Below are 23,047 nucleotides of genomic sequence, written 5' to 3'. Positions count from 1 at the left end.
CACCCGGAAGACCCGCCCATGAACGTCCTGATCGACATAGCCGGCGTCGGCGTCCTCGCCTACGCGGCCGTCACCATCCCGCGCAACGCCCGCAAGGCGCGCGCCCGCAAGGCCGAGGAGAAGGCCAAGGCGCCGGTCACCATCGACGCGGCCGCGTACGGCCTGGTGCCCGCCGCACAGCTCGACAAGGAGCACGCGGGCCCCGACCCGGAGGCCGACGCGGTGGCCGCCGCCGCGCTCGCCGGCGACTGGCGGCGGGCCGCCGACTACCTCGCCGGCGCGGGCCGCGACTGGGACCTGCGCTGGTACCGGCTCGGCATCCTGGTGGACGCCGCCGTGACGGACGATGCCTGGCTCAGGGCCTGGCGCGCGGAGTACCCCGGCGACCCGGCCGGTGCGCTCGTGCACGCCGACGCGCTCGTCCAGCTCGCGGGCGAGGTGCGCGGCGCACAGCTCGCCAAGCACACCACGGCCGAGCAGTTCGAGGGCTTCCACCGGCTGCTGGCCGAGGCGCTGCCCGCCTGCCGGGAGGCCGCGCGGATGGCTCCCGAGGACCCCTGCCCGTGGATCGCCCAGATCACCATCGCCCTCGGACTCGGCTGGTCGCACGACGACTTCCGGGCGCTGTGGGCCGAGATCACCGCACGGGATCCGCACCATTTCGGCGCCCATGTCAGCGCGCTCCAGTACTGGTGCGCCAAGTGGCGCGGCTCGCACGAGCTGATGTACGCGTTCGCCGAGCAGGCCGCGGCCACCGCCCCGCCCGGCAGCCTGCTGCCCGTCCTGCGCCTGTACGCGCTGTTCGAGCACGCCTGCCGGGAGGCCAAGGGGCCCGTGTACGACCAGCCGTTCGTGGACTCGGCCATCGACGCCGCCCTGGACGCCGTGGACCGGGTCCCGGCCGGACACCACCGGCTGCCGCTGGTGCGGCACCTGCTGGCCAAGTTGCTGTTCGAGAGGAAGCGGTACGCGGAGGCGGCGGAGCAGTTCCGGGCGGTCGGCGGGTACGCCGGCAGCGTGCCGTGGACGTACTCCGGTGATCCGGTCAAGGCGTTCGTGTACGCCCGTACCAACACCTTCGTCGGCTGGGAGAAGGCGGGCCGCCCGGCCCCGCCAGCGCGTGTGCGCTGACGGACGCCCCTGATCCCGGCGGAGCTCGGTCCTGGTCCAGGGCCTCAGCGCGCCTTGAAGCGGGCCGGGGCCTCGGTCGGGTTGCCGCCGGAGGGCAGCTTCTGGTTCGGGCAGGCGGTGAGGACCTTCTCCATCGCCGCCTTCTCGCCGGAGGTGACCCACAGGCCGTACTTCTTCTTCACCGCCACCTGCGTCGCCACGTAGGTGCAGCGGTAGTCCTTGTCCGGCGGCAGCCAGGTGGCCGCGTCGCCGTCGCCCTTGCCGCGGTTGGCGCTCGCGTCCACCGCGATCAGGTTGAGCGGGTCGTTGGCCAGCGCGATCCGCTTGTTCGCGTCCCAGTACTTGGCGCCCTTCTGCCAGGCGTCCGAGAGGGCGACGACATGGTCGATGTCGACCTTGCTGGCGCCGCGCCGGTAGGTGATCTCCTTGCCCGAGTACGGGTCGGGGTCCAGCAGCCCGTAGGAGACCTTGCAGGTGCCGCCGGTGAACTTCACGTCCTTGAGGTCGCGTTTGAGGATGTCGTCCCGCGTGTCGCAGGAGTTGGAGTCCGTGTCCGCCCACGCGCTGCCGAACCGCTCACGGGAGTAACCGGTCTTCGGGGCGCGGCCCTTGACGGGCAGCACCTCGGCGGCGGTCAGCGCGGCGCCGCCGCCGCTTCTCTCCTCGGGGCCCGAAGCCCCCTTGTCCTGGCCCGACTTGCAGCCGGCCACCGCGGCCAGCACCACCACCGCACCGATCGCACCGCTTTTCAGACGCGTCATGCTGCGCCCCCCTCGCTCGCCCTGTGGGTCCGCCCTCGGAAGCGGGGCGGATCGTTCCGCCCCTTACGGTAACTGCCCGTTCCTGAGCGGCAGATGGGTCCCAAAGAGAGGATTCAGGGGCAAGCAGGGCGTGAGGTGGGGCACACGGCGGCCGAAGACCGGCGTACGGACCGTCCGTCCGTACGCCGGCTCACACCCTGGTGTCGCGCGGGGTCAGGAGCCCAGGACCGAGGCCAGGAACTCCCCCACCCACGCCAGCAGTTCCCGGCCGACCAGCGGCTTGCCGCCCACCTTCGCGGTCTTCGGGCGGGGCACCAGCACCTGGTGCGCGGCCGCCTTGACGACCGAACCGGGATACAGCCGCTTCAGCCGCAGCTCCTGCGACTCGCGCAGCTCGACCGGGGCGAAGCGGATATTGGTGCCCTGAAGGACGATCTCGCCGACACCGCAGGCCCGCGCCAGCATCCGCAGCCCGGCCACCAGCAGCAGGTTCTCCACCGGCTCGGGCAGCTTGCCGTAGCGGTCGGTGAGTTCCTCGCGGACCGCCGCGATGTCCTCCTCGGAGTTGGCGGAGGCGATGGCGCGGTAGGCCTGGAGGCGCAGCCGCTCGCCGGGCGCGTACTCGTGCGGGACGTGCGCGTCGACGGGCAGCTCGATCTTGACCTCCAGCGGGGCCTCCTCCGCACCTCCCGCCGAAGGCTCCCCGCTCTCCAACTGCCGCCGGTAGTCCGCGACGGCCTCGCCGACCATGCGCACGTACAGGTCGAAGCCGACGCCCGCGATGTGCCCGGACTGCTCGCCGCCGAGCAGATTGCCCGCGCCGCGGATCTCCAGGTCCTTCATGGCCACGTACATGCCCGCGCCCATCTCGGTGTGCTGGGCGATGGTCGCGAGCCGCTCGTGAGCCGTCTCGGTGAGCGGCTTCTCCGGCGGGTACAGGAAGTACGCGTACCCGCGCTCGCGGCCGCGCCCGACCCGGCCGCGCAGCTGGTGCAGCTGGGAGAGGCCGAAGGTGTCGCCGCGCTCCACGATCAGGGTGTTGGCGTTGGAGATGTCGATGCCGGACTCCACGATGGTGGTGGAGACGAGCACGTCGAACTTCTTCTCCCAGAAGTCGACCACGACCTGCTCCAGGGCCGCCTCCGACATCTGCCCGTGCGCGGTGGCGATGCGGGCCTCGGGCACGATGTCGCGCAGCCGGGCCGCCGCCCGGTCGATGGACTCCACCCGGTTGTGGATGTAGAAGACCTGGCCCTCGCGCAGCAGTTCACGGCGGATCGCGGCGCCGATCTGCTTCTCCTCGTACGGCCCCACGAAGGTGAGCACCGGGTGGCGCTCCTCGGGCGGGGTGGTGATGGTCGACATCTCGCGGATGCCGGTGACCGCCATCTCCAGGGTGCGCGGGATGGGCGTGGCGGACATGGTGAGCACGTCCACGTTGGCGCGCAGCTTCTTCAGCTGCTCCTTGTGCTCGACGCCGAAGCGCTGCTCCTCGTCCACGATGACCAGGCCGAGGTCCTTGAACTTGGTCTCGGAGGAGAACAGCCGGTGGGTGCCGATGACGACGTCCACCGCGCCCTCGCGCAGCCCCTCCAGGACGGCCTTGGCCTCGGTGTCGGTCTGGAACCGGGACAGCGCCCGCACATTGACCGGGAACTGCGCGTAGCGCTCGGAGAACGTCCCGAAGTGCTGCTGCACCAGCAGCGTCGTCGGCACCAGGACCGCGACCTGCTTGCCGTCCTGTACGGCCTTGAAGGCGGCCCGCACCGCGATCTCGGTCTTGCCGTAGCCGACGTCGCCGCAGACGAGGCGGTCCATGGGGATCGACTTCTCCATGTCCTCCTTGACCTCGGCGATGGTGGTGAGCTGGTCCGGGGTCTCGGCGTAGGGGAAGGCGTCCTCCAGCTCGCGCTGCCAGGGCGTGTCGGCGCCGAAGGCGTGGCCGGGGGCGGCCATGCGGGCGCTGTAGAGCTTGATCAGGTCGGCGGCGATCTCCTTGACCGCCTTCTTGGCACGCGCCTTGGTCTTCGTCCAGTCGGCGCCGCCCAGGCGGTGCAGGGTGGGCGCCTCGCCGCCGACGTACTTGGTGATCTGCTCCAGCTGGTCGGTGGGGATGTAGAGGCGGTCGCCGGGCTGGCCGCGCTTGGCCGGGGCGTACTCCACCACGAGGTACTCGCGGGTGGCGCCCTGCACGGTGCGCTGCACCATCTCGATGTAGCGGCCCACGCCGTGCTGTTCGTGGACGATGTAGTCGCCCGGCTCCAGGGTGAGCGGGTCGATGGTCTTGCGGCGCCGGGCGGGCATCCGGGCGCCGTCGCGGCTCGCGGTGCGCTGGCCGGACAGGTCGGTCTCGGTGAGCACGGCGAGCTTGAGCCCCGGATCCACCAGGCCGTACTCGATCGAGCCGCAGGAGACGTGCACCACGGAAGGACTCAGCTCACCGAGGTCGGTGTCCAGGCGGGCCGCGATGCCCTCGCCGCCGAGCACCTCGACGGTGCGGGAGGCCGGGCCGTGGCCCTCGGTGAGGAACGCCATGCGCCAGCCGTCGGCGAGCCAGCCCTTGGTGTCCGCGAGCGCCCTGGCGGTGTCGCCCCGGTAGGCGTCGGGCGCGTGCATCCCCAGCTTGAGGGTGTCCGCGTCGAGCTCCTCGTCGGCGGCGAAGGGCGAGACGGACCACCACATCATGTCCAGCTCGCGCGCCCGGTCGCGGACGTCGGCGATGGACCACAGGGAGGCCGCGCCGACGTCGATCGGGGCTTCACCGCCGCCCGCCGTGGCCGCCCAGGACGCCTGGAGGAACTCCTGGCTGGTGGCCACCAGGTCGGCGGCGCGGGTGCGGACCCGCTCCGGGTCGCAGACCACGGCCATCGACCCCTGGGGCAGCACGTCCAGGAGCAGCTCCATGTCGTCCACCAGGACCGGGGCGAGGGACTCCATGCCCTCGACCGCGATGCCTTCGGCGATCTTGTTCAGCAGTTCGCCCAGCTCCGGGTGCTCCTCGGCGAGCACCCGCGCCCGCTCGCGCACCTCGTCGGTGAGCAGCAGCTCGCGGCAGGGCGGCGCCCACAGTCCGTGCTCGGCGATTTCGAGGGAGCGCTGGTCGGCGACCTTGAAGTAGCGGATCTCCTCGACGTCGTCGCCCCAGAACTCGATGCGCAGAGGGTGTTCCTCGGTGGGCGGGAACACGTCCAGGATGCCGCCGCGCACCGCGAACTCCCCGCGCTTCTCCACCAGCTCCACCCGCGCGTAGGCCGCCGCCGCGAGAGCTTGGACGACCTCGTTCAGATCGGCGTTCTGACCGGTGCGCAGGGCCACCGGCTCCAGGTCGCCGAGGCCCTTGACCTGCGGCTGGAGCACGGAGCGCACGGGCGCGACGACCACGGAGACCGGGCCGGTCTCGGGGTCGTCCGGGCGGGGGTGGGCGAGACGGCGCAGCACCGCGAGGCGCCGGCCGACGGTGTCGCTGCGGGGGCTGAGGCGCTCGTGCGGCAGCGTCTCCCAGGAGGGGTACTCCACGACGCCCTCGGGGGGCAGCAGCGAGCGCAGCGCCGCCGCCAGGTCCTCCGCCTCACGGCCGGTCGCCGTGACCGCGAGCACCGTACGGCCGCTGTCGCGGGCGAGGCCGGCGAGAGCGAAGGGGCGGGCCGCAGGGGGGCCGACGAGGTCGACGTGCGTACGGTTGCCGTCCGCGGCCGCCGTGATCGCTTCGGCGAGGGCGGGGTCCTTGACGACGGCGTCGAGCAGACCGTGCAGGCTCATGGGGGCTTTCCGTCCGGGGTGGGCAACGCAAGCAGCCCGGCGCGGGGCGCGGCCGGGGGTGTCCAGCGTACGACGCCGCCGGGGTCGGCGCCGGTGCCTGTGGACAACCCCACCATCCCGGACGGACGGACACCCGGTACCGGGAAGTCCTCAGGACTCCTCGGTACCGGGTGCTCCCCCGCAACCCCCGTATGCGGTGGTCGTCGGACCGGCCGGTGGCGGCTAGTCCGTGGCGATGGCGTTCAGCACGTTCATACGGCCCGCGCGGAAGGCCGGGACGAGGGCGGCGAACAGGCCCACGAAGGCGGAGCCGATGAAGACGGCGATGATCGTCGGCCAGGGGATGTCCAGCACGTCGAGCCCCTGGAGGGCGAGGAGCTGCTGGGCGGTCGCGCCCCAGCCCATGCCGAGGCCCAGGCCGAGCAGGGCGCCGAAGACGGCGATCACCACGGACTCCAGGCGGATCATGCGCCGCAGCTGGCGGCGGGAGAGACCGATGGCCCGCATCAGGCCGATCTCCCGTGTCCGCTCCACCACCGACAGGGCCAGGGTGTTCACCACGCCGAGGACCGCGACGATGATCGCCAGGGCCAGCAGGCCGTAGATCATGTTGAGCAGCTGGCCTATCTGGTCCTTGAGCGCCTTCTTGTAGTCGGTCTGGTCACGCACGGTCAGCGCCGGGTCGGCGTGCACCGTCCGCTTCAGCGACGCGTAGGCGGCCGCCTCCTGCCCGCCCTTGGCGGTGGCGAACACGAGCTGGTCCAGCGGCATCCGGTCGGCCGGCACGTACTTCGCGACGGTCGGGATGGACGCGTACATCGCGCCCTTGTCGATCACCGCGTCGTCGCTGGTGATGGCGCGGACCGTCAGCCTGGCGGCCCTGCCGTCCTTGAAACCGACCGTGACCGTGGAGCCCACCCTGATCCCGTGCGCCTTGGCGAAGCCCTCGAAGACGGACATGGAGTCGGGCCGGTAGGCATCGGCGAGATCACCGGCGACCGTCTTGGTGCGCACGTCCTTCGCGTAGGTGGCGTCGGCCGCGTTGATCGTCTCCCCCTTGGAGACCTTGCCGTCCGGCGTGCTCAGCGTCGCGTCGAGCAGCTTGTACTCGGTGACCCGCTCCAGGCCGGGCGTCGCCTCGATCTGCCGCACCATCTGCGGCTTGACGAAGCTGAATTCCTGGTCGCCCTGGACGATGAAGTCCGCGCCGACGGTCTTGTCCAGCTGGTCGGTGGCCGAGGCCACCATCGAGGAGCCCACCACGGACAGGCAGGCCACCAGGGCGAGGCCGATCATCAGGGCGGCGCCGGTGGCACCGGTGCGGCGCGGGTTGCGCAGCGCGTTGCGCTCCGCCATCCGGCCGACCGGACCGAAGACCCGCAGGATGATCGCGCCGAGGACCCGGACCACACCGCCGGCGAGCAGCGGGCCGATCACCACGAAGCCGACCAGGGTGAGCAGCACACCCAGGCCCAGCAGCCCCGAGCCGGGCTTGGCCTCGTCGGTGGTCGCGGCGGCGTACAGGCTCCAGCCGCCGGCGCCGGTGAGCACCAGACCGAGCACGGCGCGCACCGCACCGGACCTGCCGTCGGCCGGGGTGCCGGCGTCGCGCAGGGCCGCCATCGGCGAGACCTTCCCGGCTCGGCGGGCGGGCAGATAGGCCGCGAGAACGGTGACCACGACACCTAGCAGCAGGCCGAGCGCGGGCGTGGTCCAGGCGACCGTCAGGTCGTCGGTGGACAGCTCCATGCCCATGCCGCTCATGAGCTTCATCAGACCGACCGCGATCCCGACGCCCGCGCCGACGCCGAGCGCGGAGCCGATCACACCGAGCAGCAGCGCCTCGACCAGCACGGAGCGGTTCACCTGCTTGCGGGAGGAACCGATGGCGCGCATCAGGCCGATCTCGCGGGTGCGCTGGGCGACCAGCATGGAGAAGGTGTTGATGATCAGGAAGATGCCGACCAGGAAGGCGATTCCGGCGAAGCCGAGCATCGCGTACTTCATGACGTTCAGGAAGCTCTCGACGCTCTTCTGGTTGGCGTCGGCGACCTCCTTGGCGGTACGCACCTTGTAGCCGTGGCCGAGGGCGGCCGTCACGTTCTTCTTCAGCTGGTCGTTCGTCACGCCGCGGGCGGCGGTGACATTGACGTCCGTGTAGACACCGGTGCGCCCGATCAGGGTCCGCTGGGCGGTCCTGGTGTCCAGGTAGAAGACGGCCGCGCCGGGATTGGTCACCTTGAAGGCGACGATGCCGGACACGCGGGCGTGGTGCGTGCCCACGACCGAGATCATGCCGATGTCGTCGCCCAGCCTCAGATGGTGCTTGGCGGCGGTGTCCTTGTCGACCATCACCTGGCCGGGGCCCTTGGGCGCCGCGCCCGTGGTGATCTCCATGGTGCGGGCGTCGTTGCCGTTCCAGCTGCCCACGATGGTCGGGCCGCCGCTGGTCGGCGACAGCTTGTCCTTCCGGCCGTCGATCACGGTCACCGAGGTGGAGAAGACCGTGCCCTCGGCCGACCGCACGCCGCGCGCCCCCTGGACGGTGGAGACGACGGAGGCCGGCATGACCGGCGGCTTGCCGGTGCGGGAGGTGGTCTGGCCGGTGTCGGAGGCGCCCTGAGCGCTGACCGTGACATCCGAGGAGGTCGCCTGGAACAGCTTGTCGAAGGTGGTGTTCATGGTGTCGGTGAACACCAGCGTGCCGCACACGAAGGCGACCGACAGCAGGACCGCGACCGCCGAGAGCGCCATGCGGCCCTTGTGCGCGAAGAAGTTGCGCATCGAGGTTCTCAGCACGGTCATGACGTGCGCCCCCGCGCGTCGAAGTCCTTCATGCGGTCCAGGACCTGATCGGCCGTCGGCTGGTGCATCTCGTCCACGATGCGGCCGTCGGCCAGGTACAGCACCCGGTCCGCGTACGAGGCGGCCACCGGGTCGTGGGTCACCATGACGATGGTCTGGCCGAGTTCGTCCACCGAGCGGCGCAGGAAGCCCAGCACCTCGGCGCCCGCGCGCGAGTCCAGGTTTCCGGTCGGTTCGTCACCGAAGATGATCTCCGGGCGGGCGGCGAGCGCGCGGGCCACGGCGACGCGCTGCTGCTGGCCGCCGGACAGCTGCGTCGGCCGGTGCTTGAGCCGCCCGGCGAGGCCGACGGTCTCCACGACCCGGTCCAGCCACGCGCGGTCGGGCTTGCGGCCGGCTATGTCCATCGGCAGCGTGATGTTCTCCAGCGCGTTCAGCGTCGGCAGCAGGTTGAACGCCTGGAAGATGAAGCCGATCCGGTCCCGGCGCAGCTGGGTGAGCTTCTTGTCCTTCAGGCCGGTGATCTCGGTGTCGGCCAGATGGATCCGACCGCTCGTCACCGTGTCGAGGCCCGCGAGGCAGTGCATGAGCGTGGACTTGCCGGACCCCGAGGGGCCCATGATCGCGGTGAACTGACCGCCGGCGATGTCCACGTCGACGTGGTCCAGCGCGACGACACGGGTCTCCCCGGATCCGTACGCCTTCACGACCTGCCGCGCCCGCGCGGCAACGGCCGTCAGCCCTCCAGTGCCCCCGTGCCTGGGAATGGTCACAGCCGATGTCACGGTATGTCTCCTATATCGGTCGGCAAGTGCGTGTGCGACGCCCCGGAGTTCCGATGCGTGCGGTTCCGGCCACGCGCCGAGCGGTGCTGCCCGCGTCATCGGCGGGCTGCTGCCCCGCCTCCTCCACGGTGCGGTCCGCGTCATGCGTGGTCGCGGCTACGTCCATGAGTCTCGCGCCCGACGAGGGTGCGGCGCGCTGGTGCACAGCCCCCTCTTCGGCAGGGGGAAAACCCCACCCCTCCGTTCGGGCCGGCCACCCCCCAGCGGCGTAAAGCCAGCTTAAGGAAGTCTCCTGCCGCGGCTCGTCCTCCGCCGGGACGAGCCCTCCCCGAGCCCTGATACGGAGATACCCCTAGGGGATCCCCGCCCCCGGACGGACCCCTTCTCGGGGTTCGCCTCCACCCACGGGCGGGCCCGTCTCCACCCCGGCCGCTACTCCACGACCGCCTGACCGGTCAGCGCCGTCAGCTTGCTGCGCACATGGTCCATGTGGGCCTGCACGTCGTCCCAGGTCGCGCTGTGTTCGCGCAGGACCCGTTCGGTCTCGTGGGCGATCCGGTCGGCGCGGGCACGGGCCTCGGCGGCGATCGAGGCCGCGCGGGCGTGCGCCTCCTCCTCGCACCGGCGGCCGTACTCCTCCGCCTCCCCCAACGCGCGCCTCGCGGCGGCCACTTCCTCCTCCGCGAGGGCCACAAGCCCGGCCTCGTGCGCGTCCGCGGCCGCCACCGCCTCGGCCTCCGCGCGCTCCGCCGCGGCCAAGCGCTCGGCCTGATCGCGGGACTGCCCGGCCAGCAGGTCGCCGGTGCGGCGGCGTACCGTGCGCAGCTCCTCCAGTGCCTCCTTGCGGGCCGCTTTCACCGCCCGCCGCGCGCCGACGCGCAGCTCGTCGGCCTCCGCGCGGGCGGCGAGCAGGACCCGGCAGGCGTCTTCGTCGGCCGCCGCGCGCACCGCGTCCGCCGCCTCCTGCGCGGCCAGGCGCACGCCCTCCGCGTCCGCCGCCGCCCGCGCGACCAGCTCACGCGCCTCGCACCGCGCACGCTCCCGCAGCTGCCGCGCCTCCTCCAGCGCGAGCTGGAACAACCTGCGCGCGCCCTCGTCGAGCGAGTCGTACTCCTGCGGCCCGAGCCCGGAGACCACCTCGCGCAGCCGCGCGGCCTCCGCCGCCATGTCCTTGGCCAGCACGGTCAGCCGCGCCGCGCGCTCCCACGCGGCGTCCCGCTCCCCGGACAGCGCCTCCAGGTACGCATGGACCTGCTCGGGCCGGTAACCGCGCCCCCGGACGGTCGTGAAGCCGTTCGGCGGCATCCATGCGCAGCTCACCTCGGGAACCCCTCTCCGACCGACATGTACGACAGCAGAGTTCGCGCACATCGTGACGGATCGGGCTCACCTGTTCATAACGCGACACTCCGCCGCCGTGTCACAGGCGGAGTGCCGCGGTCCGCCACCCCGGAGTGTTCCCGCGGGCCCGGCTACAGCAGCCCGTCCCACATCTGCTCCAGCAGCACCGACCACCAGCTCTCCGGCGAACCCAGCGCCGCCGGGTCCAACGCGGCCAGCTGCGCCTGGAAATCGACGGTCCAGCGGCCCGCCTGCTCCTGGTTCAGCCCGTACCGCAGCCGCCACATCCGGCCCAGCAGCGCAAGGCAGCGCACGAACTCCGGCAGCCCGGTGTTCACGAACTGCGGCGGCACCGGCGCACCACCCGGACCGGCCTCCACCGGCACGGCCACGATGTTCGCCGTCCCGTACTGCACACACAGCGCCTTGCCGAAGTCCGTGCCCATCACCAGGTACGACCCCGCGTCCGCCGCCGGCTGCACCCCGCGCTCCGCCGCCAGCTCCGCCAGCGTCGGCACCGGACGGCCCGGCTGCGCCTGCGCCCAGAAGAACGGGCCCATGTCCACCGGCAGCCCGGCCACCACCAGGGTGTGCGCCACGATCGGCGGCACCCCCTGCCGGGACACCGCCTGCTGCTCGAACCGGAAGACCCCCGGCCCGAACGCCGCCGCCAGCTCCTGCCCGGCGGCCTCCGGCGGCACCGGCGGCGCGGCCTGCACCGGCGGCAACGGCGCACGCACCGGCGCGGGCCGCGCGGGACCGTCCGCCACCTGGTGCAACTCGCCCTGATGCGCCAGAAGTTGCGCCATCCCCTGCTGCCGGCTCGCATGGTCGGTGCCGTACGGCGCGATGCTCGTGATCCGCGCCTGCGGCCACTGCTCCCGGATCATCCGCGCACAGTAGGCACCCGGCAGCTCGCACGACTCCAGCTCCGTGTGCAGCTCCAGCACCTGGCCCGGCGGCACGTTCATCGACCGCAGCTCATGGAAGATCTGCCACTCCGGATGCGGCGTACCCGGCGCCGAACGCCGGATCAGCTGCTGCTCCGAACCGTCCTGCGCCCGATACCGCAGCACGGCCTGGTAACCGGGGCCCACCGTCGGCTGCCCGGCCTGCGGATACCCGTACGCCGCGGGCTGCCCCGGCACGGGGGCGCCCATCTGCGGCGGGGCCATCGGCGGCGGGCCACCGGGCACCCCCGCGGGCATGCCCGGAACACCGGGCGCGGCCGGCGGCGGGGGCGGGGGCACACCGGGGCCGCCCACGGGAGGCGCCGCCAGCATGGTCTCCGCCTGGTGTACGGCACCACGCGCACCCGGCGCCGCGGGGGCACCGGGCATACCGGGAGCGCCGGGAGGCTGCGGGGCGCCGGGAACCGGGGGCATGCCGGGGGCCGCGGGTGGCTGGGGCGCGCCGGGGACGGGGGGCATGCCGGGGGCACCCGGACCGCCCTGCGCACCCGGAGCACCGGGCATACCCGGCGCGTGCGGAACACCCGGCGCACCCGGCATCCCCGGAGCCGCCGGAGGCTGCGGAGCACCGGGGCCCACCGGACCGGGGGCGGCCAGCATCGTGGCCGCGTGGTGCACGCCGCCCGCGGGGGGCGCGGGCGGCCTGGGCGCACCCGCCGTACCGTCCTGCCCCTCCGCCCGCTCCGCGTTCTCAGCGTTCTCCGCGCTCTCCGGGACGACCGCGGACACGAGACGCGTCGGCACGTAACCGCCGCCCGGCGACGCACCCGGCGCACCCGGCGGCGGAGGCGGCGCGCCCACCTCGCCGCGCGCCCTCTTCGGCGGCGCGGCCTTGCTCGTCGCGGCGTCCGCGATGTCCCCGGCGTTCGGCGCACCCGGATGCGGGATGCCGCCCGGCACCGGGGCCTCGGGGCCTGCCGGGGCCTGCGGATAGCCGTAGGCCCCGGCGCCCGGAGAAGGCGGCGGGGGCGGCGTACTGCCCAGCGGCGCGCCCGGCGCACCACCCGGCGCGCCCGGCTCGTTCGGCAGGTCCAGCGCCGGTGCGACCGCCGTGCGCGGCAACTGACTGCCGCCCGACATCAGCGCCGTCTTCGCGTCCGGTACGGAGACCGGCGGCGCGTCCTCGCCGGAACCGCTCAGCGGCGGCGCGAACACCGTGGCGGGCAACGGCACCGAACGGTCGTCGTCCTCGCCCGCGCCCCCGTTCGTGTCCGTACCCGCCCACGGGGTCGCCCCCGCCGGCACGTCCGCGGGAGCGGGAACCGGAGCGGGAGGAGGAGTGGGAGCACCCACCGAAGGAGCCGAAGGAGCCGAAGTCACCGAAGAGTCCGCGGAAGCCGCCACCGGCACCCCGGCACCCTCCGACGCACCGGAACCGTCCGACGCACCGGAATCCGCCGACGCCTGCCGCCGCTCCCCTATCCCCAGCTTGTCCGCCGCCTCCTGCAACCACTCCGGCGGAGTCAGCAGGAACGACGTCTGATTCAGATCCAACCGCGCCGCCGGCGCCGGCGCCGCGTCCACGGGACCGTCGGAACCGCCGTACTCCTCCTCGTACCGGCGGATCACCTCACCCACCGGCAGCGCCGGCCACAACGTGGCCTCACCGCTGTCCCGCGCGATCACCAGCCGCTGCGCGCCCGCGTCCGACCGCGGCCCCTCCGCCCGGTCCTCGCCCCACACCACGAACCCCAGCTCGAACTCCCGCACCCGCACCTCACGGTGCTGGTACGCGGGCACATCGCCGTTGATCCACTCCTCGGCGCGCTCCTGCGCCTGCGCGTACGTCACCATCGCCGTCAGCTCACTCCCCCACCGGACCGGACACCGGGACGACACGCGCGAAACCGCCGTCCACCATCAGATTCGCCACCGTCTCCAACTCCGGCGGATTGCCCGCCAGACGGGACAGGAACGCGTCGAAGTCGTCACCGCACGGCAGCAGCAGACGCTCCACCCGCTCCGCCGGCGGCCACGAGGGATCCGCGTCCCGCACATCGTCGTACGCGCAGAACCACACCGAACCGAGCCGCTCGCCGCGCACCTTCACCGCGAGCAACCCGCCCTGCACGAACGACACCCCGAGATAGTCCTTCGTCAGATGGTCACGCAGGCACTTGTTCACATAGACCAGGTCGTTGACCGCGGCCTCGTCCCGCACCGTGAAGAACGGCTGGTCCAGCAGCAGCCCCAGCTCGGCGAGGAGCGCCGTACCCACCGGAGCACAACCGCCCGCCGCCTTCAGGAAGTCACGGTAGGCACCCGGCAGCCGGTACCCCAGATCCTCCTCGACCCCCTGCACCTGCGCCTCGGTCACCGCCACCCCCGACTTCGGCAGACCGAAATGCGCGGGCCGCGTCTCCTGCAACGGGCGCGTCCCCCGCTTTCCGTGGTCCACCGGAGCCGTCGCCACCCCGCCGTGATGCCGCAGCAGCGCCTTCACATCGACCGGCACCAGTTCGAGACGCCGCGTGCCCGCCACGTGATGCCACGTCCAGCCATGCGGCGTCGCCACATCCGGCACCGTGTCCCACCACTCGTGCCCCGCCGCCGCCAGCGCCGCGTTCGCCGACACGTAGTCCGTCAGCCGCAACTCGTCGACGCCGAAACCCTCCGGCGGCTCCGCGATCTCCACCGCCACCCGCGCGTACGGCGAGAAATCCGGGAAACCACGCTCGTCGACCCGCACCCCGCCGGGATGCCGCGCCGCCCGCACCGGATCCGGGAAATGCACGACCTGCCCCGCGTACGCCGCGTTCGGCGGTACGGCCTGTCCCCCCTGGCGGCCGGGAGGAGCCCCCAGCCCGAGCCGACCTGTCGTCATGGCGGTTGCCCCCTGGGCGTTCTCTTGGGCCTGAACGGCGATGTCGATCGCGGATGCCGACAGCCTAAGCGGTACCCGCACCCCGGTCACCGGCCCACCGCACCCCCCGCGGCCCGCGCCCGCCGCCCCCACCCCCACCTCCGTGACCAGCCGTCACCCCACCGTGACCGACCCCACCCATCACGGGCGTGTCGCACCGCCCCAGCTTCCGCACCACCCACGGCATTTGGCACCCTGTGTCCTTCGGGGGACAGCACGGGGAGGGAAAACCGATATGAACACCTTGCAGACCGGAGGTACCGACGTGCGCGCCGGCGACCCGCGCATCGACTGGAGCGGCACCGACACACCCCCCGCACCCACCCTCCGGCAACGCCGCGACGGCATCCTGCCCACCGTCGCCGCCGCCCTCTCCGTCCACGGCACCACCCTCACCGGCACCGCCGCCCGCGGCGAGGAACCCCCCACCCTGCACCCCCTCGTCCAGGACTTCCTCGACACCCTCCCCAGCGCCCAGCGCGACCGCTTCACCGGACGCTGCGCCGAAACCATCCTCATCTCCCGGCACCTCGCCGCCGCCGACGCCACCCGCAGCAAACGCGCCTCCCGCAGGCCCATGACCAACGGCGAAGCCCGCAAGGCCCTCAAACACGCCAAGCTCACCGCCCGCCGCATACGCGAGGACGGCGACCCCCTGCACGGCAGCTTCGCCACCCCCTGCCGCGCGTGCACCGCCCTCACCTCCCACTTCGGCGTCCGCGTCGTCGACCCCACCACCAAGGACTGACCACCCGGCCGCCGCGGGCCACCCCGCACCACCCGTCAACACGACGAACGACACGACGAACAAAGGGCAGATGCACCCCGACCGCACCTCCACCACGCGCTTTTCCGTCCCCGTCGACGCCGCCCTGCGCGCCGCCGGCTGGCAACCCGGACGCTGGGACATAAAGCAGGCCGAGATCTGGGCCGACACCCTGCGCGAACACACCTCACCGGCCGGCCACCGGCACACCGTCTTCCCCGCCGCCGTCGAAGCCTGGGCCGAATTCGGCGGCCTGCACATCGCCCCCGGCGGCAGCGGACGCCAGATCGCCCCCGCCACCCTCCACCTCGACCCCCTGCACGGCCGCCACCTCGCCCGCACCCTCGGCGACCTCGGCCGCGCCCTCGGCACCGAACTCTGCCCCCTGGGCATCGAGACCGACACCGCCGCCGCCCTCGCCATCGACACCGAAGGCCGCGTCTACGCCCTCGACCACACCGGCGACTGGTACCTCGGCCCCGACATCGACCACGCCCTGGCCACCCTCGTCACCGGAATAGAACCGGTACGGCTCACTGCAGGCTGACACGGGAAAGACCGGGAAGGATCAGGGGGGGGCCGGGGAGGGGCGGGGCCCGCGGGACGGGCAGAGGAAACCCCCGGCCCGCCCGCCCCCCTTACGCCTCCTCCCCCACGACCTACCCCTACGCCGCCGGAATCACCGCCGACACCCGGAAGCCCCCCTCCTCCGTCGGACCCGACACGAACACCCCGCCCAGCGCCAGCACCCGCTCCCGCATCCCCACCAGACCATTGCCACCCGACGGCAACCCCGCCGCCGACGCCGAACCCGGCTCCCCCGGCGGCTCGTTCTCCACCTGCATCGCGATCTCCGACACCCGGTGCGCCAACCGCACATGCGTCTTCGCCCCCGCCGCATGCTTGTGCACGTTCGTCAGCGCCTCCTGCACCACCCGGTACGCCGTCTGCTCCACCTCCGCCGGGTACGACCGCGCCTCCCCCTGAACCGACAGCTCCACCACCATCCCCGCGGCCGCCGACTGCCCCACCAACTCCTCCAGCTCCGACAGACACGGCCCCTCAGCGGACTCCTCGGCCACCCGCGAAGCCGCCGCCGCGGCAGCCGCGGCCGCCTCGCCCACCGCCGCCAACGGCACCCCCGCCGCCGCACGGCCCGCGCCCTGGTCCGCCTCGCCCGCCCGCAGCACCCCGAGCATCTCCCGCAACTCCGTCAACGCCTGCCGGCCCATGTCCCCCACCAGCGCGGCATTGCGCACCGCCTTCTCCGGATCCTTCCGCGCCACCGCCTGCACCGCCGCCGCGTGCACCACCATCAGACTCACCCGGTGCGCGACCACGTCATGCATCTCCCGCGCGATCCGCGTCCGCTCCTCGCTGCGCGCCCACTCGGCCCGCTCCTCCGCCCGCTCCGCGAGCAGCTGAAGCTCCCGCTCCAGACTGTCCGCCCGCTCCCGCAGGCTCTCCATCAACCGTCGCCGCGCCCCCACATACAGCCCCAGCAGCACCGGCGGAGCCGTCAGTCCCAGCGCCGTCGCCACCGCGGCGAACGGCACGAACCAGTCACCGAGCGTGAGATCGCCCCGCGCCATGTCCTGCCGGACCCGCACGAACGTCACCACCGCCGTACCCGCCAGCGACATCCCCGCCAGCGCGCCGATCACCCGCCGCGGCACCTCCGCCGCGGCCAGCGTGTACAGGCCGACGATGCCCAGCAGGAAACCCATCTGCGCCGGGGTCACCGCGATCGCCACCAGCACGACGGCGACCGGCCACTTGCGCCGCACCAGCAGCACCACGCCGGCCACCACACCGAACAGGACACCCGCCCAGACCGGGATCCCCGCGTCGCGGGCGAAACCGATCCCCTCCGCGCCGCACTCCAGCGCGGACGCCAGCGCCAGCGCGCCGTCGAACACCGCGCTGCGCCGGCGCGGCCACCACCAAGGGCCGGTCAGCGCCCTGGCGTGCTCTTCCCCCGTCATGGTCATGCGTCCAGCCTACGGGCGGCAGGTGCGGCTTTTCCGGTGACTTTCGCCTACCTCCACACACCACGCTGCGTAATCGATCGGCATCGAAACCTCCCCCTTTCCCTCGAACTGGTGAACCCTCCGCGTTCGGTCCCGGAATCTCTCATTCCGCCCGGACGGTATGCCCATGGCACACACCCACGGCAAATACGCCGACTTCGAGGACCTACGGAAACAGGCGGTGGCGCTGCGGCGAGCGGGCCACAGCCTCCGCCAGATCCGCGACCGGCTGAAGATCTTCAACAGCGACCTCCTCAGCCAACTGGTCAAAGACGAACCCCCACCCGCCTGGACCCAACGCCCGAACGCCAAGGACGACCTCCGCGAACGGGCCAGGGAGCTTCGACTCCAGGGCTGGACCTACAACGAGATCCAAGCCGAGCTCGGCTGCTCCAAGAGTTCGGTCTCCCTGTGGGTACGAGACCTGCCGCATCCCGAGCCGAGGTGCACGCCGGAAGAACAGCGGGCCCGGATGAACGCGGGGCTGGCGAGACTGCGGGCGTCCCAGGAAGAAAAGAGGGCGGCGACGAGGCAAGCGGCGGCGGCCGCGATCGGCGACCTGTCGGACCGGGAGCTGTTCATCGCGGGCGTCGCTCTCTATTGGGCGGAGGGCGCCAAGTCCAAGCCCCACCGCCGCGCCGAGGTCCTTCAGTTCATCAACAGCGACCCAGATGTGATCAAGCTCTTTCTGCGCTGGCTGGACCTACTGGGGGTGACGCGGGACCGTCTCACCCTTCGCGTCCGCATCCACGAAACCGCGGCCGTCGAAGCCGCCGAGAAGTACTGGGCAGACATCGTCGGCATCGACGTGTCCGCATTCAGCAGGGCCACGCTGAAGAAGCACAACCCGCGAACCGTCCGGAAGAACACGGGTGACAGCTACCGCGGTTGCCTCGCGATCCATGTCAGGCAGAGCGCCGCCTTGTACCGTCGCATGGAAGGCGCTTGGTACGGCATAGTAGGAGGCGCCGTTCGGCAGCCGGACTAAATGTCCGGTTTAGTCGAATATGTTCCCCCGTGGTGTAATTGGCAGCACTGTGGCTTTTGGTGCCATCTGTCCGGGTTCGAGTCCTGGCGGGGGAGCAACTGCCAAGTTTGGGTCCTGACCGGCCGACGCCCCCTCAGGCCCCGCCCCCATATCCCCCAAACCCTGCCCCGGTATCCTGCGGCTGTTCCCACCCTCAGAGCCGAAGGGCAAACCGTGAGTGCCATCCGCCCGGCAGCCGTCGTCGTTCTCGCAGCGGGTGAGGGCACCCGTATGAAGTCGGCCACACCCAAGGTGCTGCACCAGATCTGCGGCCGCTCCCTCGTGGGCCATGTGCTCGCCGCCGCACGCGAGTTGAAGCCCGAGAACCTGGTCGTCGTCGTCGGCCACGCCCGCGAGCAGGTCACCGCGCACCTCGCGGAGACCGACCCGGCCGCGCGCACCGCCGTGCAGGAGCGGCAGAACGGCACCGGACACGCCGTGCGGATGGGTCTGGAGGAACTGGGCGGGGCCGTGACCGGGACCGTCGTCGTGGTCTGCGGGGACACCCCGCTGCTCACCGCCGAGACCCTCCAGCGGCTCGCCGAGACCCATCGCGCCGACGGCAACGCCGTGACCGTGCTGACCGCCGAGGTCCCGGACGCCACCGGGTACGGGCGGATCGTGCGGGACGAGGCGACGGGCGCGGTGACCGCGATCGTGGAACACAAGGACGCGAGCGCGGCCCAGCGGGCGATCCGGGAGATCAACAGCGGGGTGTTCGCGTTCGACGGCCCGCTGCTGGCGGACGCGCTGACGAAGGTGCGCAAGAACAACAGCCAGGGCGAGGAGTACCTGACCGACGTGCTGGGGATCCTGCGCGAGGCGGGGCACCGGGTCGGGGCGTCGGTGGCGGCCGATCACCGGGAGATCGCGGGGATCAACAACCGGGTCCAGCTGGCCGAGGCGCGCCGGATCCTGAACGACCGGCTGCTGACGCGGGCGATGCTGGACGGCGTGACCGTGGTGGACCCGGCGACCACGTGGGTGGACGTGACCGTGACGTTCGAGCAGGACGCGGTGGTGCATCCGGGCACGCAGCTGACCGGTGCCACGCATCTCGCCCGCGGTGCGGAGGTCGGTCCGAACAGCCGGCTGAAGGACACCAAGGTGGGCGCGGGGGCGCGGGTGGACAACACGGTGTCGGACGGCGCGGTGGTGGGCGCGGAGGCGAGCGTGGGGCCGTACGCGTATCTGCGTCCGGGGACGCGGCTCGGTGCGAAGGGCAAGATCGGGACGTACGTCGAGACGAAGAACGCGCGGATCGGCGAGGGCACGAAGGTGCCGCATCTGTCGTACGTGGGCGATGCGACGATCGGTGAGCACACGAACATCGGCGCGGCGAGTGTGTTCGTGAACTACGACGGGCAGGACAAGCATCACACCACGATCGGGTCGCATTGCCGTACGGGTTCGGACAACATGTTTGTGGCACCGGTCACGGTCGGGGACGGGGCGTACACCGCCGCCGGGTCCGTGATCACGAAGGACGTGCCGCCCGGTTCGCTGGCCGTGGCCCGTGGTCAGCAGCGGAATATCGAGGGTTGGGTGGCTCGGAAGCGGCCGGGGAGTGCGGCGGCGAGGGCTGCCGAGGAGGCTTCCCGGCCGGGCGGTGGCGAGGACTGACCGGAAACGGGTGCGTCAAAGTCGGCGTACCGTGATAAGTGCACATCCGCACGTGTGCACCCGCACCCTTACCAGTTGATTCGGCCTCTCACGCTCGGACGGGAGGCCGTCGAGCGGTCGGCTGGGTTGAGACAACCTCTGAGGAGACTGTGCTGTGACCGGGATCAAGACGACCGGCGAGAAGAAGATGATGTTCTTCTCCGGCCGCGCCCACCCCGAGCTTGCCGAGGAGGTCGCCCAGCAGCTGGGTGTCGGGGTCGTCCCGACGAAGGCCTTCGATTTCGCCAACGGTGAGATCTACGTTCGTTACCAGGAGTCGGCGCGTGGTGCGGACTGCTTCCTGATCCAGAGCCACACGGCTCCGATCAACAAGTGGATCATGGAGCAGCTGATCATGATCGACGCGCTGAAGCGTGCGTCGGCCCGCTCCATCACGGTGATCGTGCCGTTCTACGGTTACGCCCGTCAGGACAAGAAGCACCGGGGTCGTGAACCGATCTCGGCGCGTCTGATCGCGGACCTGATGAAGACGGCGGGTGCCGACCGGATTCTGACCGTGGATCTGCACACGGATCAGATCCAGGGCTTCTTCGACGGGCCGGTGGACCATCTGTTCGCGCTGCCGCTGCTGGCGGACTACGTGGGTGAGCAGGTGGACCGGAACAAGCTGACGGTGGTGTCGCCGGACGCCGGCCGGGTGCGGGTGGCGGACCGCTGGTGCGACCGGCTGGGTGCGCCGCTGGCGATCGTGCACAAGCGCCGGGACAAGGACGTGGCGAACCAGGTGACCGTCCACGAGGTCGTGGGTGAGGTCGAGGGCCGGGTGTGCGTGCTGGTGGACGACATGATCGACACCGGTGGCACGATCTGCGCGGCGGCGGACGCGCTGTTCGCCCATGGTGCGGAGGATGTCATCGTGACGGCGACGCACGGTGTGCTGTCGGGTCCGGCGGCGGACCGGCTGAAGAACTCGCGGGTGAGTGAGTTCGTGTTCACGAACACGCTGCCGACGCCGGCGGAGCTGGGCCGGGAGCAGGACAAGATCACGGTGCTGTCGATCGCTCCGACGATCGCGCGTGCGGTGCGTGAGGTGTTCGAGGACGGTTCGGTGACGAGCCTCTTCGACGAGCAGTGAGGTTTCTGCAGGCGGGCCGTCGCGGCTAGCTGAAGATCCTTTTGGTGCGGCCTCCGGGTCCGGGTAAGCTTCTGGCGTTGCTCGGCGAGGGAGGCCGTACGCGTGCGTACGGCGGTCCGTTATCGACGCGCTCTTCGTAGCAGGCCGTTCGTGGCCGGGTGACCACGTCCGTTCCCTAGTTACTACGAGGAGTGATTCACATGTCCGAGGTGAAGATCGCCGCTGAGTCCCGCAGCGAGTTCGGCAAGGGTGCGGCGCGCCGCATCCGCCGTGAGAACAAGGTTCCGGGTGTGCTGTACGGCCACGGTTCCGACCCGCTGCACCTGACCCTGCCGGGCCACGAGCTGCTGCTGGCGCTGCGTACGCCGAACGTCCTGATCTCCCTGGACATCGACGGCAAGACCAACGAGCTGGCGATCCCGAAGTCGGTGCAGCGTGACCCGCTGAAGGGCTTCCTGGAGCACGTCGACCTGCTGCTGGTCAAGCGCGGCGAGAAGGTCACGGTCGAGATCCCGGTGCACACCGAGGGCGAGCTGGCTCCGGGTGGCAACCTGCTGGAGCACGTCCTGGCCGCGCTGCCGGTCGAGGCCGAGGCCACGCACATCCCGGAGTCGGTCACCGTCTCCGTGGAGGGCCTGGAGGCCGGTGCCTCCGTCCACGCCAAGGACATCAAGCTGCCCAGCGGTGTCTCGCTGGCCGTCGAGGAGGACGCCGTCGTCCTCCAGGTCCTCCAGGCCCAGGCCGAGGAGGCCGCGGGCGAGGAGGCCACCGAGGGCGAAGAGTCCGCGGAGGCCTGAGCCCCGGCTCGGCCGTCAGGTGTTCAGCCGTCGCTTCCCCTCGCGGGGAGCGGCGGCTGGCGTGTATCGAGGAGAGATGGACGTGACCATCCCCGCCAGTGATCCCTGGTTGGTTGTCGGGCTCGGGAATCCCGGCTCGGAGTACGCGATGAACCGGCACAATGTCGGCTTCATGGTGGTGGACCTGCTCGCGCAGCGGATCGGGGGGAAGTTCAAGCGGGCGGGGAAGGCGCAGGCGCAGGTGCTGGAGGGCCGGATCGGTCCCGCGGGTCCCGCGAACCGCCGGGTGATCCTGGCGAAGCCGATGTCGTACATGAACCTGTCCGGTGGCCCGGTGAACGCGCTGAAGGACTTCTACAAGGTGCCGGTGGCGAATGTCGTGGCCGTGCACGACGAGCTGGACATCGACTACGGCACGCTGCGGCTGAAGCTGGGCGGCGGGGACAACGGGCACAACGGTCTGAAGTCCATGACGAAGGCGATGGGTCCGGATTATCACCGGGTGCGGTTCGGGATCGGCCGTCCTCCGGGTCGTATGCAGGTGGCGGACTTCGTGCTGAAGGACTTCTCCGGCGCGGAGCGCAAGGAGCTGGACTACTTCGTGGACCGTGCGGCGGACGCGGTGGAGGCTCTGGTGATCGAGGGCCTGGAGCGGGCGCAGAGCACGTACAACTCCTGACTTGTACGGCTATGCCGCGGGGCGGAGTTGACCGGCCGTGGCGGGATGGCCAATGATCCCGGCCATGCCTGCCACCGCCAGTCGTTCCGCCGCCCGGGTGTCCGTGTCCGCCTTGCGGTTCGGGCGGGTCGCGGTGATGGGCGCGGTCGCCGCGCTGATCGTGTTCGCGGGGGTGTGGGGTTCCTGGGGGAACGCGCAGCATGTGCTGCTGCCCAAGGGGCGCGAGCAGGGCACGGTGAAGGTGACCGCGTGTGCGGGCGGCAGGTGCAGCGGGGCGTTCACGCCGACGTCGGCGGGGGCGCGGGCCCGTGCGCGGGTGGAGATCGCGGAGCCGGTCGCGGTGCGCAAGGGGCGGGTGTACGCCGTGGTGCTGAAGCCGGGCGGTTCGGACGCGGTGCGTTCGGGGCCGGCCGGGATCCTGTACGCCTGGGTGCCGCTGGGCGGCGCGCTGCTGCTGGCCTCGGTGGTGGTGGCGGGCGGGATGCGGCTGTCGCGGCTGGCGTGGGGGCTGGGTCTCGCGGGTGTGGGGCTGCTGACGGCGGCGTTCGTCGCGGTGCAGTGAGGGTGCGGGAAT

17 protein-coding genes and 1 tRNA gene are annotated in these 23,047 nt (G+C 71.8%); 10 read left to right on the top strand and 8 right to left on the bottom strand.

Annotated elements, in window-relative coordinates; genetic code table 11:
- The first annotated feature begins 18 nt into the window (after positions 1 to 18).
- On the top strand, positions 19 to 1,131 hold the full coding sequence (locus tag ACZ7EC_RS20130; RefSeq protein ID WP_471064248.1) for a hypothetical protein: 1,113 nt from the start codon (positions 19 to 21) through the stop codon (positions 1,129 to 1,131).
- Between the two features lie 44 nt (positions 1,132 to 1,175).
- Here the strand turns inward: ACZ7EC_RS20130 and ACZ7EC_RS20125 are convergent, their stop codons facing one another.
- From ACZ7EC_RS20125 to ACZ7EC_RS20095, 7 genes are all read right to left on the bottom strand, one after another.
- Complete coding sequence (locus ACZ7EC_RS20125) at positions 1,176 to 1,892, bottom strand: HNH endonuclease family protein (protein WP_471064247.1); 717 nt, start codon at positions 1,890 to 1,892, stop codon at positions 1,176 to 1,178.
- Between the two features lie 213 nt (positions 1,893 to 2,105).
- The gene (gene mfd / locus ACZ7EC_RS20120) at positions 2,106 to 5,651 is read right to left on the bottom strand and encodes a transcription-repair coupling factor (RefSeq protein WP_471064245.1); all 3,546 of its coding nucleotides are present in this window, start codon (positions 5,649 to 5,651) and stop codon (positions 2,106 to 2,108) included.
- Between the two features lie 222 nt (positions 5,652 to 5,873).
- Positions 5,874 to 8,456, bottom strand: a complete 2,583-nt coding sequence (locus tag ACZ7EC_RS20115) for an ABC transporter permease (RefSeq protein WP_471064243.1) — start codon at positions 8,454 to 8,456, stop codon at positions 5,874 to 5,876.
- Positions 8,453 to 9,241: an ABC transporter ATP-binding protein gene (locus ACZ7EC_RS20110; RefSeq protein WP_471064241.1), complete on the bottom strand. Its 789-nt coding sequence runs from the start codon at positions 9,239 to 9,241 to the stop codon at positions 8,453 to 8,455. The genes ACZ7EC_RS20115 and ACZ7EC_RS20110 overlap by 4 nt, the downstream gene beginning before the upstream one ends.
- Positions 9,242 to 9,673: 432 nt before the next feature.
- Positions 9,674 to 10,561 (bottom strand): cellulose-binding protein, encoded by an 888-nt coding sequence (locus tag ACZ7EC_RS20105; RefSeq protein WP_471064240.1) that lies wholly within the window; start codon positions 10,559 to 10,561, stop codon positions 9,674 to 9,676.
- A 152-nt stretch (positions 10,562 to 10,713) separates the two neighbouring features.
- A complete protein-coding gene (locus ACZ7EC_RS20100) occupies positions 10,714 to 13,347 on the bottom strand; it encodes an SUKH-4 family immunity protein (protein WP_471064238.1) in 2,634 nt (877 codons plus the stop codon).
- A 10-nt stretch (positions 13,348 to 13,357) separates the two neighbouring features.
- Positions 13,358 to 14,377 (bottom strand): SMI1/KNR4 family protein, encoded by a 1,020-nt coding sequence (locus tag ACZ7EC_RS20095; protein WP_471064279.1) that lies wholly within the window; start codon positions 14,375 to 14,377, stop codon positions 13,358 to 13,360.
- Between the two features lie 274 nt (positions 14,378 to 14,651).
- Between ACZ7EC_RS20095 and ACZ7EC_RS20090 the strand changes: the two genes are divergently transcribed.
- Together ACZ7EC_RS20090 and ACZ7EC_RS20085 are read left to right on the top strand one after the other, a co-directional pair.
- Positions 14,652 to 15,164 carry a YwqJ-related putative deaminase gene (locus ACZ7EC_RS20090; protein WP_471064236.1) on the top strand — a complete coding sequence of 171 codons (513 nt, stop codon included), beginning with the start codon at positions 14,652 to 14,654 and terminating at the stop codon, positions 15,162 to 15,164.
- 70 nt (positions 15,165 to 15,234) lie between these two features.
- A complete protein-coding gene (locus tag ACZ7EC_RS20085) occupies positions 15,235 to 15,729 on the top strand; it encodes an SUKH-3 domain-containing protein (protein ID WP_471064234.1) in 495 nt (164 codons plus the stop codon).
- Positions 15,730 to 15,847: 118 nt separating this feature from the next.
- Here ACZ7EC_RS20085 and ACZ7EC_RS20080 read toward each other — a convergent pair whose 3' ends face one another.
- On the bottom strand, positions 15,848 to 17,173 hold the full coding sequence (locus tag ACZ7EC_RS20080) for a sensor histidine kinase (RefSeq protein ID WP_471064232.1): 1,326 nt from the start codon (positions 17,171 to 17,173) through the stop codon (positions 15,848 to 15,850).
- A 166-nt stretch (positions 17,174 to 17,339) separates the two neighbouring features.
- On the opposite strand from ACZ7EC_RS20080, the gene ACZ7EC_RS20075 reads away from it, so the two are divergent.
- The 7 genes from ACZ7EC_RS20075 to ACZ7EC_RS20045 all read left to right on the top strand — a co-directional run bounded on the left by ACZ7EC_RS20075 (position 17,340) and on the right by ACZ7EC_RS20045 (position 23,035).
- Positions 17,340 to 18,200: a terminase gpP N-terminus-related DNA-binding protein gene (locus ACZ7EC_RS20075; RefSeq protein ID WP_471064230.1), complete on the top strand. Its 861-nt coding sequence runs from the start codon at positions 17,340 to 17,342 to the stop codon at positions 18,198 to 18,200.
- 23 nt (positions 18,201 to 18,223) lie between these two features.
- Positions 18,224 to 18,295 (top strand) — tRNA-Gln (locus ACZ7EC_RS20070).
- 118 nt (positions 18,296 to 18,413) lie between these two features.
- On the top strand, positions 18,414 to 19,862 hold the full coding sequence (gene glmU / locus ACZ7EC_RS20065) for a bifunctional UDP-N-acetylglucosamine diphosphorylase/glucosamine-1-phosphate N-acetyltransferase GlmU (protein WP_471064229.1): 1,449 nt from the start codon (positions 18,414 to 18,416) through the stop codon (positions 19,860 to 19,862).
- A gap of 154 nt (positions 19,863 to 20,016) precedes the next feature.
- On the top strand, positions 20,017 to 20,997 hold the full coding sequence (locus ACZ7EC_RS20060; RefSeq protein WP_046427674.1) for a ribose-phosphate diphosphokinase: 981 nt from the start codon (positions 20,017 to 20,019) through the stop codon (positions 20,995 to 20,997).
- Positions 20,998 to 21,197: 200 nt separating this feature from the next.
- Positions 21,198 to 21,794 carry a 50S ribosomal protein L25/general stress protein Ctc gene (locus ACZ7EC_RS20055; RefSeq protein ID WP_471064227.1) on the top strand — a complete coding sequence of 199 codons (597 nt, stop codon included), beginning with the start codon at positions 21,198 to 21,200 and terminating at the stop codon, positions 21,792 to 21,794.
- 76 nt (positions 21,795 to 21,870) lie between these two features.
- Entirely contained in the window at positions 21,871 to 22,473 is a 603-nt protein-coding gene (gene pth, locus ACZ7EC_RS20050; RefSeq protein ID WP_471064225.1) for an aminoacyl-tRNA hydrolase, read from the top strand.
- A 52-nt stretch (positions 22,474 to 22,525) separates the two neighbouring features.
- Complete coding sequence (locus ACZ7EC_RS20045) at positions 22,526 to 23,035, top strand: hypothetical protein (RefSeq protein WP_471064277.1); 510 nt, start codon at positions 22,526 to 22,528, stop codon at positions 23,033 to 23,035.
- Positions 23,036 to 23,047 lie beyond the last annotated feature (12 nt).

Source organism: Streptomyces sp. NPDC037203 (assembly GCF_055605065.1).
The sequence above is the reverse complement of the archived record's forward strand: the minus strand, read 5'-3'. Positions and strand labels throughout refer to the sequence as shown.